Origin of the sequence: Cellulosimicrobium sp. AB352, from assembly GCF_049538415.1 — a bacterium.
Classification (GTDB): Bacteria; Actinomycetota; Actinomycetes; order Actinomycetales; family Cellulomonadaceae; genus Cellulosimicrobium; species Cellulosimicrobium funkei.
Window position 1 is genome coordinate 73,534 of the sequence record NZ_JBMVFX010000003.1, and the last position, 13,503, is coordinate 87,036.

Sequence of the window (13,503 nt, forward strand, 5' to 3'; positions counted from 1 at the left end):
GTACCGGGGCGCGGTGCGTCTCGAGCGCGGTACCTCACGCGCGGGGTGCGTCCCGCGCGCCCGCGACCGGTCAGGGCGCGGTGACGAAGTCGATGAGCTCCTCGACCCGCCCGAGCAGCGACGGCTCCAGGTCGGCGTAGGTGCGCACCGTGCCGAGGATGCGCTGCCACGCGCGGCCGACGTCCTCCGCGGTCTGCGCCGGCCAGCCGAGCTCGCGCAGGATCCCGCGCTTCCACTCCGTGCCGCGCTCAATCACGGGCCACCGCTCGAGGCCGATCCGGGCCGGCTTCACCGCCTGCCAGACGTCGACGTACGGGTGCCCGAGCACGAGCACCGTGCCCGCGGGCGACCGCCGCAGCGCCTCGTCGGCGATCCGCCGCTCCTTGCTGCCGGGCACGAGGTGGTCCACGAGCACGCCCACGCGACGCTGCGGCGTCGGGCCGAAGTCCGCGAGCGCCGCCGCGAGGTCGTCGACGCCGTGCAGCGGCTCGACGACGACCCCCTCCACGCGCAGGTCGTCGCCCCACACCTTCTCGACGAGCTCGGCGTCGTGCTTGCCCTCGACCCAGATGCGGCTCCCGCGCGCGACGTGCGCCCGCTGCCCGACGACGGCCCGCGAGCCCGAGGCCGTGCGCGTCGGCGCGGCGGGGGCGCGGGAGGTGACGGGCGGGGTGAGCTCGACGGGCGCGCCGTCGACCCAGAAGCCCGGCCCGAGCGGGAACGTGCGGGTCCGGCCCGCGCGGTCCTCGAGCACGACGACGTGCATCCCGCCCGACTTCTCGACCCGGACCACGGCCCCGACCCACCCGGTCTGCACCTCCTCGACGACGAGGCCGCGCTCCGCGGGCTGCGGGCGCGACACGGGCCGCGCGCGGTGGTGGGTGGGGGCGGGCGTGCCGCCGAGGACGTCGGAGCCGTAGCGGTCGAAGGACACGGCGTCACCCTAGGCCAGCGTCTGCCGCTCACCACCGAGATCGCCCCGTGCGTCGCGGGATCGGCCTCCCGCGGGGAGGTCCCGGGCGCCCGGCCCGGCCGCGCACGGCGGCTCCCGGCGCGCGCGCCCCCGGCGCGGGGTGGTACCACGGACCGATGAGCCAGCAGCGCGCGGAGCCGGACCCGAACCGCTGGCGCGTGCTGCCGGTCTGCCTCGCGGTGGGCTTCATCACGACGCTCGACGTGTCGATCGTCAACGTGGCCCTGCCGTCGATCGAGTCGTCGCTCGACGCGGGCCCGACCCAGCTCCAGCTCGTCGTCGCCGGCTACACGCTCGCGTTCGGGCTCGCGCTGGTGCCCGCCGGGCGCCTGGGCGACGCGGGCGCACGACGACCGCTCTTCATCGCGGGCCTCCTGGGCTTCGCGCTCATGAGCCTCGCGTCCGGGCTCGCGCCGACCGACACGTGGCTCGGCGTCGCGCGCCTGCTCCAGGGCGTGAGCGCGGGCGTCCTCAACCCGCAGGTCGTCGGTCTCATCCAGCAGCAGTTCCGCGGGTACGAGCGCGGGCGCGCGTTCGGCATGTTCGGCGCGACCATCGGCGTCTCGACGGCGCTCGGGCCCCTGCTGGGCGGGCTCATCATCGCCGCGGCGGGCCCGGAGACGGGGTGGCGGTGGGTGTTCCTCGTGAACATCCCCGTCGTCGCCGTGCTCCTGCCCTTCGCGTGGCGCCTCGTGCCCGGGCCGCCGCGCACCGGGTCGGGCGCGGCGCGCGGGCCGCGCCGGCTGGACCTCGTCGGGCTGGGCCTGCTCGGCGCCGCGACCCTCGGCGTGATGATGCCGTTCGTCACGACGACGGGCCGCGGCGACGACGCGTCGCGCTGGTGGTGGCTCGTGCCGGCCGCGGCCGCCGTGGTGGCCGCCGTCGGGTGGGAGCGGCGCTACCAGCGGCGCACGGGCGAGGCCGTGCTCGACCCGCAGGTCGTGGGGCTCGGGTCCTTCCGCAACGGCGCGCTGCTCGGCCTCGCGTACTTCGCCGGGTTCACGGGCATCTTCCTCGTCGTCACGCTCTACCTCCAGGACGAGCTGGGGTACACGCCGCTCCAGGCGGGGCTCGTCGGCACGCCGTTCGCGGTCGCGTCGGGCGTGTCGGCGTGGTTCTCGGGCCGCTGGGTCGCGCGCTGGGGCCGCGAGCTCGTCGTCGGCGGCGTCGTGCTCGTGCTCGTGGGGGTGGTCGCGGCGGAGGTCGTCGTGCGCACGCTCGGGGACGACCCGGGCGCCGTCGGCCCGGCGCTCGCGGTCGCGCTGCTCGTCGCGGGCGCGGGCAGCGGGACGGTCATCGCGCCGAACCAGACGCTCACGCTGTCCGAGGTGCCGGTGAGCCGGGCCGGGGTGGCGGGCAGCATGCTGCAGCTCGGCCAGCGCATCGGGTCGGCCGTCGGGATCTCCGTGGTCCTGTCCGTCTACTACGGCGGGCTCGCGAGCGGCGACTCGGCGGCGGACGCGACCGGGCGCGCGCTCCTGGTGACGATCGGCCTCGTCGCGGTCGCGCTCGTCGTCGGCCTCCTCGACCTGCGTTCGCGACGAGCGGAGGACCGCCGGACGGGCCGCGCGGACGCGTAGGATTGGCACTCGGAGGTCGAGAGTGCCGACTCCCGCACGCCCGCCCGGGCGGCGACGGTGCGGCACGCGGGAGGTGGACGTGAGCGAGGAGCGCCGGCTCGAGGTGCTGCGGGCCATCGTCGAGGACTACGTCCTCACGCGCGAGCCCGTGGGTTCGCGCGTGCTCACCGAGCGCCACAGCCTCGGCGTCTCGCCCGCCACGATCCGCAACGACATGGCGGCTCTCGAGGACGCGGGGTACATCGCCCAGCCGCACACGTCCGCGGGCCGGATCCCGACGGACAAGGGATACCGGCTCTTCGTGGACCGCCTCTCGGGCGTCAAGCCGCTGTCCGCGCCGGAGAAGCGCGCCATCGAGACCTTCCTGTCCGAGGGCGTGGACCTCGACGACGTCATCGCGCGCGCCGGGCGCCTGCTCGCCCAGCTCACCGGCCAGGTCGCCGTCGTGCAGTACCCGTCGCTGAGCCGGTCGGGCCTGCGCCACCTCGAGCTCGTGCCCGTCGGCGAGTCGCGGCTCCTCGTCGTCATCATCACGGACACGGGTCGCGTCGAGCAGCGCACGCTCGAGGTCGCGAGCCTGCCGGACGAGGGCACGCTCGTCGAGGTGCGCGCGCGGCTCAACGCCGCGGCCGCGGGCAAGCGCCTCACGGACCTCGCGCCCGGCCTCGCCGCCGTGACCGAGAGCTTCCACCCCGACGACGCCCCGCTCGTCCGCGCGGTGGGCGACCTCGTCGCCCAGACGCTCGCGGAGGAGAGCGAGGAGCGCCTCGTCCTCGCGGGCACGGCGAACCTCGCGCGCGCGGGCATGCGGTTCGAGCACGCGCTGCGCCCCGTCCTCGAGGCGCTCGAGGAGCAGGTCGTCCTGCTCGGGCTGCTCACCGAGATGGCCGCCGAGTCGGGCGTGAGCGTCCGGATCGGTCGCGAGACCCAGCTCGAGGGCCTCGCGGAGACCTCCGTCGTGACGACCGGTTACGGTAACGACGGTGACACGGTCGCGCTCGTCGGCTCGATCGGGCCGACCCGCATGGACTACCCCGGCACCATCGCGGCGGTGCGCGCGGTCGCGCGCTACCTGTCACGGGTGCTCGGCACGTGAGCCCCGCGGTCTCCCCGCCCGCGGCGGGCCCGCTCGACGACCACCCCCGACCCCTCCCGACCGGCCCCGCGCCGGCCTCACGACCCGCACCAGCAGAGAGTGACGTGTGAGCGACTACTACGAGATCCTCGGCGTGGCCCGTGACGCCAGCCAGGACCAGATCAAGAAGGCGTACCGCAAGCTCGCGCGCGAGCTGCACCCGGACGTCGCGGGCGAGGAGGCGGGCGACCGCTTCAAGGACGTCGCGCGCGCCTACGAGGTGCTGTCCAACCCGGAGAAGCGCCAGCAGTACGACCTCGGCGTCGACCCCAGCGCCCCCGGCGGCGGGGGCGGCGGCCCCATGGGCGGCGGCTTCGGCTTCCAGGACATCTTCGAGACGTTCTTCGGCGGCGCCCAGGCGCAGCAGGGCCCGATCCCGCGCGCCCGCCGCGGCCAGGACGCGCTCGTGCGGCTCGACATCGACCTCTCCGAGGCGACGTTCGGCGCGCAGCGCGAGCTCCAGGTCGACACGGCGGTCGTGTGCGGCACGTGCGGCGGCACCTGCTGCCGTCCGGGCACCTCGCCCCGCACGTGCGAGGTGTGCCACGGCCGCGGCACGGTCCAGCGCGTCGCGCGCTCGTTCCTCGGCCAGGTCATGACGAGCGCGCCGTGCGCCGCGTGCCAGGGCTTCGGCACGGTCATCCCCGAGCCGTGCGCGGAGTGCTCGGGCGAGGGCCGCGTGCGCAGCCGCCGCAGCATCACGGTCAACGTCCCGGCGGGCGTCGACACGGGCACGCGCATCAAGCTCACCGCGCAGGGCGAGGTCGGCCCGGCCGGCGGCCCCGCGGGCGACCTGTACGTCGAGATCCGCGAGCGCAACCACGACACGTTCGTGCGCCGCGGCGACGACCTGCACTGCACCCTCCAGGTGCCCATGACGGCGGCCGCCCTCGGCACCGTGCTCGAGCTGGAGACGCTCGACGGGCTCCAGGAGATCGACCTGCGCCCCGGCACGCAGCCGAACCAGATCGTCACGCTGAAGAACCTCGGTGTCGGGCACCTGCACGGCAGCGGGCGCGGCGACCTCAACGTGCACATCGAGGTCCAGGTGCCGACGGCCCTCGACCCCGAGCAGGAGCAGCTCCTGCGCTCGCTCGCCGCGCTGCGCGGCGAGGAGCGGCCCGAGCCCCGGCTCGCCGCCGCGCACCCGGGCGTGTTCTCGCGCCTGCGCGACAAGCTCTCCGGCCGCTGAGCGGGGCGCGGGCATGAGTGCTCCGGTGTTCCTCGCCGAGACGGGGACCGACGGCGTCGCGCCCGGCGACCGGTACGTGCTCGACGGCGCGGAGGGCCGGCACGCGGGCGTCGTGCAGCGGCGCGGCGCGGGCGAGCGCGTCGACGTCGTCGACGGTGACGGGCTCCGGCTGCGGTGCGTCGTCGAGCACGCCGAGTCGGGCCGCGTGACGCTCCTCGTGCAGGAGGTGGACCGCGAGCCGGCGCCGGACGTCGTCGTGACGCTCGTCCAGGCGCTCGCCAAGGGTGACCGCGACGAGATGGCGATCGAGGCGGCGACGGAGATCGGCGTCGACGTGGTCGTGCCGTGGCAGGCGGAGCGCTCCGTCGTCGTGTGGCGCGGCGAGCGCGCGGCGAAGTCCCGCGCGCGGTGGCTCGCGACCGTCCGCACGGCGACCAAGCAGGCCCGGCGCGCGCGCCTGCCCCGCGTCGAGGTCGCGCTCGACTCGCGCGGCCTCGCGGCGCGGGTCGTCGACGTCGTCGCGGCGGGCGGTCGGGCGATCGTCCTGCACGAGGAGGCGACGACGCCGCTCGCCGACGTCGGGCTGCCCGCCGGTCCGGCCACGGACGGCGCGCCCGCGCCCGAGGTGCTCGTCGTCGTCGGCCCGGAGGGCGGGATCTCCGACCGCGAGCTCGCCGACCTCACGGCGGCCGGCGCGGTCGCGGCGCGGCTCGGGCCCCACGTGCTGCGCACGTCGACCGCCGGACCGGTGGCCGTGGCGCTGCTCGCCGAGCGGCTCGGCCGCTGGGGCGTGGCCGGGACGCGTGGTCTAGCCTCGGGAGCATGACGAGCACCGACCTGCGCACCGACCCGGACTGCCTCTTCTGCCGCATCGTCGCGGGGGAGGTGCCGGCCGACGTCGTGGCGACCAGCGAGCGCTCGATCGCGTTCCGCGACATCGACCCGCAGGCGCCCGTGCACGTGCTCGTCGTGCCGCGCGACCACCACGGCGACATCGCCCAGCTCGCGGCGGCGGACCCGGAGCTGCTCGGCGACGTCGTCGCGCTGGCGGACGAGGTGGCGGGCGACCTGGCCGACGGCCAGTTCCGGCTCATCTTCAACTCGGGGCCGCGCGCCGGCCAGAGCGTGTTCCACGTGCACGGCCACGTCATCGCGGGCGCCGAGCTCGGCTGGTCGCCCGCCTGAGCCCTGCGCGAAAGCGCGTGTGACGCCCGGCCGCGCTCGGTACGATGGAAGCGATCTGCGGGGCGGTGGCCGTCCCGGACCCACTGCCCGACCGAAGGAGCGCAGCGGCGCAAGCCGGCTCATGACCTCTCTGTCCCGAGAACCCGACCCCTCGTCGCACCGGGTCGAGCACCGCATCGTCATCCCGAACCACGTGCCGATGGTGGCGCTCCTCGGTAGCCGCGACTCCGTGCTCCGGGCCGTCGAGGAGGGGTTCCCCGCCGTCGACGTGCACGTGCGGGGCAACGAGATCGCGGTCGCCGGCCTTCCGGGGGAGGTCGCGCTCGCCGCGCGCCTGCTCGACGAGCTCGTCGAGGTCGTCGAGGCCGGCACGCAGCTCACGGCCGACGTCGTCACGCGGTCCATCGCGATGCTCACCGCCGCGACGGCGTCGCGCCCGGCCGAGGTGCTGACGCTCAACATCCTGTCGAGCCGCGGCCGCACGATCCGACCCAAGACCGTGGGGCAGAAGCGCTACGTCGAGGCGATCGACGCGAACACCATCACGTTCGGGATCGGTCCCGCGGGCACCGGCAAGACGTACCTCGCGATGGCGAAGGCCGTGCAGGCGCTGCAGTCGAAGCAGGTCAACCGCATCATCCTCACGCGCCCGGCCGTCGAGGCGGGGGAGCGGCTCGGGTTCCTGCCCGGCTCGCTGACGGAGAAGATCGACCCGTACCTGCGCCCGCTGTACGACGCGCTGCACGACATGATCGACCCGGACTCGATCCCCAAGCTCATCGAGGCCGGGACGATCGAGGTCGCGCCGCTCGCGTTCATGCGCGGGCGCAGCCTCAACGACTCGTTCATCATCCTCGACGAGGCGCAGAACACGACCACCGAGCAGATGAAGATGTTCCTCACGCGCCTGGGCTTCGGGTCGCGCATGGTCATCACGGGCGACGCGACGCAGGTCGACCTGCCGGGCGGCACCCAGTCCGGCCTGCGCGTCATCGAGGACGTCCTCACCGGCGTGGACGACGTCGAGTTCTGCCGGCTCACGTCGTCCGACGTGGTGCGGCACCGGCTGGTGAGCGACATCATCGACGCGTACGCGCGGTGGGACCTGGCGAGCGGCGGGGGCCCGGGGAGCACCGGGTCGCGCCGCCGCGACGACGACCGCCGCGGACGCCCCGCGGCACGAGAACGACGGACGAGGGACGACGCGTGAGCATCGAGGTCAACAACGAGACCGAGGCCGAGGTCGACGAGGCCGAGTTCGCGGCGCTGGCACGGTACGTGCTCGACGCGATGCGCGTGCACCCGCAGAGCGAGCTGTCGATCCTCTTCGTCGACACGGACGTGATGAGCGAGCTGCACGTGCGCTGGATGGACGAGCCCGGCCCGACGGACGTGCTGTCGTTCCCCATGGACGAGCTGCGGCCCGGGCGCGACGGCGAGGTCGCCGGCCCCGGCCAGCTCGGCGACGTCGTGCTGTGCCCGGAGGTCGCCGCCCAGCAGGCGGTGACGGCGGGCCACTCGACGGCGGAGGAGATGCTGCTGCTCACGACGCACGGCATCCTGCACCTGCTCGGCTACGACCACGCCGAGCCGGAGGAGGAGAAGGAGATGTTCGCGCTGCAGCGCAAGCTGCTCCTGACCTTCCTCGCAGGCCGGTGAGCGGCGAACCCGTCGCGCTCCTGGCGGCCCTGACCGTCCTGACGGTCGTGCTCGCGGCCGCGCTGAGCGCGGGCGAGGCGGCGGTGCTGCGCGTGACGCGGGCGGCCGTCACGGAGGCCGCCCTGGGCGACGACCCGGCCGTGCCCGCCCGCCCAGACGGGCGTCGGGCGCTGGCGCTGCTCGCGGACCCGGCGGCGACCGTGCGCTCCGTCGGCTTCGTGCGCGTCGTCGCGGAGGTCGCGGCGGTCGCGTGCCTCACGCTGCTCGTCGCGGCGTGGCTGGAGCCGTGGTGGCAGGTCCTGCTCGTCGCGCTCGCGGTGAGCGTCGTCGTCGGGCTCCTCGTGGTGCGCGTGAGCCCGCGGTCCCTCGGCCGTCGCCACGCGGTGCGCGTCCTGCTGAGCCTGTCGCGCCTGCTCACGATCGTCGTCGGGGCCACGCGCTGGCTCACGCGGCTCGCCCCGGCGCCCGACGAGGGGGCCCACCAGCGCGAGCTCCAGGACATGGTGGACCGTGTCAACGAGTCCGAGGTCATCGAGGAGGAGGAGCGCGAGCTCATCCGCTCCGTGTTCGAGCTCGGCAGCACCCTCACGCGCGAGGTCATGGTGCCCCGCACGGACATGGTGACGACGTCGCGCGACACGCCCCTGCGCAAGACCCTCTCGCTCTTCCTGCGCTCCGGCTTCTCCCGCATCCCGGTCACGGGCACGTCCGCGGACGACCTCGTCGGCGTCGCCTACTTCAAGGACGTCGTGCGTGTCCTGCAGGGCGGTCCCGGGACCGACGCGCGGCCCGTGGGCGAGGTCGCGCGCCCCGCGATCTTCGTGCCCGAGTCCAAGCCCGTGGACGACCTGCTGCGCGAGATGCAGGCGTCGTCCTCGCACATCGCGATGGTCGTCGACGAGTACGGCGGCGTCGCGGGACTGGTGACGATCGAGGACGCGCTCGAGGAGATCGTGGGCGAGCTCACGGACGAGCACGACCGGCCGGAGCCCGAGGTCGAGGACCTGGGCGAGGGCGTCCTGCGCGTGCCCGCCCGCCTCGGCGTCGACGAGCTCGGCGAGCTCTTCGGCCTCGGCCTGGACGACGACGACGTGGACACCGTGGGCGGCCTGCTCGCCAAGGCGCTCGGCAAGGTCCCGCTGCCCGGCTCCGTGGCGGAGGTCCACGGGCTGCGCCTCGAGGCCGACCGCGTCCAGGGCCGCCGCAAGCAGCTCGCGACCGTCCTCGTCTCCACGGCGACCTCGCCCGACGCTCCGGTCCCCGCGCCGGACGAGCCCGACCCCGCGGCCGACACCCGTCAGCCCCTCCCCACCGTGAAGGACACCCCGTGAGCACGACCACCCCCGAGCACCGCTCCGGCTTCGCCTGCCTCGTCGGGCGGCCCAACGCGGGCAAGTCGACCCTGACGAACGCGCTGGTCGGCCAGAAGGTGGCGATCACCTCCGGGCGCCCCCAGACGACGCGCCACACGATCCGCGGGATCGTTCACCGCCCCGACGCGCAGCTCGTCCTCGTCGACACCCCGGGGCTGCACCGCCCCCGCACGCTGCTCGGCGAGCGTCTCAACGACCTCGTGCGCGAGACCCTCACCGAGGTCGACGTCATCGCGTTCTGCCTGCCCGCCGACCAGAAGATCGGCCCGGGCGACCGCTTCATCGCGAACGAGCTCGCGGAGCTCATGCGCGGGCGCCGCGGCACGCCCGTGGTCGCCGTCGTCACGAAGGCCGACCTCGTGGACCGCGGCACCCTCGCCGCGCACCTGCTCGCGGTCGACCGGCTGGGGGAGACGGCGGGCGGCTGGGCCGACATCGTGCCCGTCTCGGCCCAGGACGGCTACCAGGTCGACGTGCTCACCGACGTCCTCGTCTCCCACCTGCCCGAGGGCCCCGAGCTGTACCCCGGCGGCGAGCTCACGGACGAGCCGGAGGCCGTCATGGTCGCCGAGCTCGTGCGCGAGGCGGCGCTGGAGGGCGTGCGCGACGAGCTCCCGCACTCGCTCGCGGTCCAGGTCGAGGAGATCGTGCCCCGCGAGGGCAGCGGCGACGAGGCCACGGGCCGGCCGCCGCTGCTCGACGTGCGCGTCAACCTCTTCGTCGAGCGCGACTCGCAGAAGGCGATCGTCATCGGCCGCGGCGGCTCGCGCCTGCGTGAGGTGGGGACGCGCGCGCGGCACGGCATCGAGGCGCTGCTCGGCGCGCGCGTCTACCTCGACCTCCACGTGAAGGTCGCCAAGGACTGGCAGCGCGACCCGAAGCAGCTCCACCGGCTCGGGTTCTGACCCGGGGGGACGTCCCCCGTGCCGCCGTCGGGAGGGCACCAGGGACCGGCCGTCGGCCCGCGGCGTACGATTCCTCGGTGATCTTCCGGACCGCCGCGACGACGGCAGCCCTCGCGATCGTCCTCGCGATCGTCGGTGCGGTCACCGGGCCGCAGTGGGACCCGGTGCCCGTGACCGAGCACCTCGTCCCCGAGACGCCCGACACGACCGTCGGCGGGCAGCCGCCCGGCGGGGCCGCCCCGGTCGGCACCTACGACGTGCGCGAGACCGACGTGACGGTCCGGCTCGACGGCGCGACCGTCGGGGGCGTGCTGCGCGAGCCCGTCGACGCGGGCGACGACCTCCCGGGCGTGGTGTTCGTGCACGGTGCGGGGACCGGTCTGGCGTCCGAGGCGTTCGTGGACGTCGCGACCGACCTCGCGAGCGCGGGCGTCGTGACCCTCGTCCCGGACAAGCGGCTCGACACCTACACGACGCGGCACCGCGACTACGAGGCGATGGCGCGCGACTACGCGCACTCCGTGGACCTCCTGCGCGCGCGTCCCGGCGTCGACCCGGAGCGCGTGGGGCTGTACGGGGAGTCCGAGGGCACGTGGATCGTGCCCGTGATGGCGGCCGACGACCCGACGATCGCCTTCACCGTCCTCGTGTCCGCGCCGGTCGTGCCGCCGCGCCAGCAGGCCGCGTTCGCGGTCGACAGCTACCTGCGGAACACCGACGTGCCCCACGGGGTGTTCCGGGCCATCCCGCGCGCCGTCGGGATGGCGATCCCCGGCGGCGGCTTCGAGTACGCCGACTTCGACGTGGAGCCGTTCCTCGAGCGGCTCACCCAGCCGGTGCTCGTCGTGTACGGCACCGCGGACCCGTCGATGCCCGTCGAGCAGGGGGCGCGGCAGATCCTCGACGCCACGGGGCCGTCGTCGCAGGTGCCGGGCGGGGCCGACGTCACCGTGCGGTACTACGCGGACGCGAACCACGGGATCAAGATCGACGACGTGCTCGTGCCCGACTTCCCGCGCGACGTGAGCGCGTGGGTGACGTCCCTGCCCGCGAGCGCGACCGCGCTGCCGCAGGTCGCGGGCGCCGAGCCCACGCAGCAGTACCTCGCCGGGCCGGTCCCGTCGCCGCGCTGGCTGGGCAACGGCGACCTGTTCGTCGCCCTCGTCCTCGCCGCCGTCGGGCTGCTCGTGCTCGGCCCGCTCGTCGGCCTCGTCGGGGGCCTCGTGCGCCGGCTGCGACGGGTCGCGGGCCGGCCCGGAGCGCCCGCCGGTCTCGCGCCCGGCTTCCGCGTGCCGCTGGTGGGGCTCGGGGTCGGCGCGTTCGCGACGACGGTCGCGCTCGTCGTCTACCTCGTCGCCACCGCGCGGCTCGCGCTCGACTACGAGAAGGACGCGTGGGTCGTGCAGGGCGGCTGGATCGGGGTGCGGCTCGTCGGGCTCGCGACGCTCGTCGCGGGAGCCCTGCTGGTCAACCGGGCCGCCGAGGTCCGCTCCGCGCGCCGTGCGCACGACGAGCGCCGGGGCACCGGCGAGGCGGTCGCCGCGGACGAGGGCGGGAGCGTGCTGCAGGTCGCGCGGGGCGTGACCCCCCGCGTCATGCTGTGGTGCGTGATCGCGGGGTCGACCGTCCTGCTCGTCATCCTCGCGTACTGGGGCGTCTACCAGCTCGGCATCTAGACCCTGCCGGTGCGCCGTCGTCCGGGCGCGGCGGTCCCGCCGCTCGCCCGGCGCGGCCCGACGGGCGTGCGTATCGTGGACGGGTGAGGCGCCGTCGGCTCGCGCAGGACCGGGCGGCTCGTGCCGGGCACGTCACCCACGAGCCGACGACGGACGGTGCCGGGACGGCGGTCGGCGGCCTCGAGCTCCTGCCGCCCGAGCTGCGGTCCGACGACCGGTTCGACGCCGCCCTCGACGCCGCGCTCGCGAGCCCCGCCGAGGCGCCCGCCCACCGTCCGCCCGACGGGCCGCGACCCCGGGACGAGGACGGCCCGCCCGCCGTCCGGGGCGGGCACCACGACCGGGCGGCCCGCGACGTGCTGCCCCTGTCGCGCCCGCAGGACGAGCACCCGCCCACGGACCACGACACGCCCGGCCTCGCGCGGTCCGGCGCGCCCCGGCCGTCCCGGTCCGACGGGGGCGGCGAGTCCCCGCAGGTGCGTGCGGCCGGGCGCCGCTGGTTCCTGCACCCCGTCCCGTGGGTGGCGCTCGCGGTCGCCGTCGCGTTCGCCGGCTCCGTCGCCTTCACCGCGTCGATGGAGGACGCGCGGCCCGTGGACGTCACCGCGCTCGCCGGCGGTCTGCGGCCGCTCGAGGACCCGCCCGAGCCGCGCTGGTCGGTCCCTGTCGAGCCCGGCACCGAGGTCGTCCCCGCGGTCGGCGCCGTCGTGACCGTCGACGGGTCGCTCACGGCGTACTCCGTCGCGGACGGCTCGGTCCTCTGGCGGTCCGAGCGTCTCGGCGACCGTGCCACGTGCCTGCCGGCCTCGGGCGAGCCCGCGCGCGAGGTGGTGGTGTGCGCGGTGCCGACGGGGTGGCGCGAGCAGGCGGCCCGGCTCACCACCGTGCGCGCGACGACCGGCGAGGTCGTGGGGGAGCGCACGGCCGCGACGGCGGGGCGGCTGTCCGTCGTGCCGGTCGGTGCGACGGACGTCGTGCGGGCGTGGTGGCGCGGCGACGAGGTCGCGGTGGTGCGCGAGGACGCCGCGACCGGCGAGGTGCGGTGGGAGCGCACGCTCGCGCACGACGGCCTCGGGAGCGGTGGCGACGTCGTGCTCGACGTGCGCCGCGGCGTCGTCGACGTCCTCGCGCCGGGCGTCGCGGCGGCGCTCACGGAGGACGGCCTGTCGCTCGTCGAGGACGACGTGTGGACCATCGTCCAGCTCCAGGACGGGCGCTACGTCGGCAACGAGTACGGCCGCGGCACCGCCACGGTGTTCACCGCCGCGGGCGAGCCCGCGTTCCGGATCTCCGGCCGCGTGCTCGAGGCGCCCCTGTCGGACGGGTCCGCGCCGGGCGTCATCGTCACGAACACCTTCGGCAGCATCGTGGGCGTGGACGCCGCGACCGGGTCGGAGCTGTGGTCGTTGCCGGGCACGGGCATGCGCGCCGTCGCGCGCGTCGACGGCCGCGTCGTCGTCCAGACGGACTCGGCCTACCGCAGCGTCGACGCCCGCACGGGCGAGGAGGAGTGGGCCGTCACGCTCGAGGACGGCGGCCCCGGGCCGGTGCTCACCGACGGCCGGTCGCTGTTCGTCACGGAGCGGCAGCGCCGCCAGCCGGGGCTCGTGTCGATCGCGCTCGACGACGGGGCGGTCGAGTGGCGCTGGACGCTGCCGGAGGGCACCTACGACGTGCTCGCGGTCGAGGGCCGGCTCTTCCTCCTCGGGACCGGCGGGCTGACGGCGGTCTCGTGAGGTGCCGGGCGGGCGCGACGCCCTCCGGCGTCGCCGCCGGCACCGTCCGGATGGTGGCCCCGGGCCGCGTGGGCGCTTGAGCCGCACGT

12 protein-coding genes are annotated in these 13,503 nt (G+C 75.7%); 11 read left to right on the top strand and 1 reads right to left on the bottom strand.

What is annotated here, in order from left to right; all coding sequences use genetic code 11:
- Positions 1-70 precede the first annotated feature (70 nt).
- Positions 71-934 carry a DUF3097 domain-containing protein gene (locus ACPCUX_RS03295; protein WP_423388156.1) on the bottom strand — a complete coding sequence of 288 codons (864 nt, stop codon included), beginning with the start codon at positions 932-934 and terminating at the stop codon, positions 71-73.
- 155 nt (positions 935-1,089) lie between these two features.
- Here ACPCUX_RS03295 and ACPCUX_RS03300 point away from each other — a divergent pair, with 155 nt between their 5' ends.
- The 11 genes from ACPCUX_RS03300 to ACPCUX_RS03350 all read left to right on the top strand — a co-directional run bounded on the left by ACPCUX_RS03300 (position 1,090) and on the right by ACPCUX_RS03350 (position 13,414).
- Entirely contained in the window at positions 1,090-2,553 is a 1,464-nt protein-coding gene (locus ACPCUX_RS03300; RefSeq protein ID WP_076405561.1) for an MFS transporter, read from the top strand.
- A 79-nt stretch (positions 2,554-2,632) separates the two neighbouring features.
- Positions 2,633-3,649 (top strand): heat-inducible transcriptional repressor HrcA, encoded by a 1,017-nt coding sequence (gene hrcA / locus ACPCUX_RS03305; protein ID WP_021482687.1) that lies wholly within the window; start codon positions 2,633-2,635, stop codon positions 3,647-3,649.
- 106 nt (positions 3,650-3,755) lie between these two features.
- On the top strand, positions 3,756-4,880 hold the full coding sequence (gene dnaJ / locus ACPCUX_RS03310) for a molecular chaperone DnaJ (RefSeq protein ID WP_043651775.1): 1,125 nt from the start codon (positions 3,756-3,758) through the stop codon (positions 4,878-4,880).
- 13 nt (positions 4,881-4,893) lie between these two features.
- Positions 4,894-5,706 carry a 16S rRNA (uracil(1498)-N(3))-methyltransferase gene (locus ACPCUX_RS03315; protein ID WP_396052081.1) on the top strand — a complete coding sequence of 271 codons (813 nt, stop codon included), beginning with the start codon at positions 4,894-4,896 and terminating at the stop codon, positions 5,704-5,706.
- Positions 5,703-6,065, top strand: a complete 363-nt coding sequence (locus ACPCUX_RS03320; protein ID WP_021482946.1) for an HIT domain-containing protein — start codon at positions 5,703-5,705, stop codon at positions 6,063-6,065. The genes ACPCUX_RS03315 and ACPCUX_RS03320 overlap by 4 nt, the downstream gene beginning before the upstream one ends.
- 121 nt (positions 6,066-6,186) lie before the next feature.
- Positions 6,187-7,275 (top strand): PhoH family protein, encoded by a 1,089-nt coding sequence (locus tag ACPCUX_RS03325; protein WP_423388157.1) that lies wholly within the window; start codon positions 6,187-6,189, stop codon positions 7,273-7,275.
- Positions 7,272-7,724: an rRNA maturation RNase YbeY gene (gene ybeY, locus ACPCUX_RS03330; protein ID WP_021482948.1), complete on the top strand. Its 453-nt coding sequence runs from the start codon at positions 7,272-7,274 to the stop codon at positions 7,722-7,724. The genes ACPCUX_RS03325 and ybeY overlap by 4 nt, the downstream gene beginning before the upstream one ends.
- Complete coding sequence (locus tag ACPCUX_RS03335) at positions 7,721-9,055, top strand: hemolysin family protein (RefSeq protein ID WP_144722562.1); 1,335 nt, start codon at positions 7,721-7,723, stop codon at positions 9,053-9,055. The genes ybeY and ACPCUX_RS03335 overlap by 4 nt, the downstream gene beginning before the upstream one ends.
- Positions 9,052-10,002 carry a GTPase Era gene (gene era / locus ACPCUX_RS03340; RefSeq protein WP_043651768.1) on the top strand — a complete coding sequence of 317 codons (951 nt, stop codon included), beginning with the start codon at positions 9,052-9,054 and terminating at the stop codon, positions 10,000-10,002. The genes ACPCUX_RS03335 and era overlap by 4 nt, the downstream gene beginning before the upstream one ends.
- Positions 10,003-10,079: 77 nt before the next feature.
- Positions 10,080-11,678, top strand: coding sequence for a prolyl oligopeptidase family serine peptidase (locus ACPCUX_RS03345; protein ID WP_211933274.1), 1,599 nt, complete (start codon positions 10,080-10,082; stop codon positions 11,676-11,678).
- A gap of 83 nt (positions 11,679-11,761) precedes the next feature.
- Positions 11,762-13,414 carry a PQQ-binding-like beta-propeller repeat protein gene (locus ACPCUX_RS03350; RefSeq protein WP_423388158.1) on the top strand — a complete coding sequence of 551 codons (1,653 nt, stop codon included), beginning with the start codon at positions 11,762-11,764 and terminating at the stop codon, positions 13,412-13,414.
- The last annotated feature ends 89 nt before the right edge of the window (positions 13,415-13,503 follow it).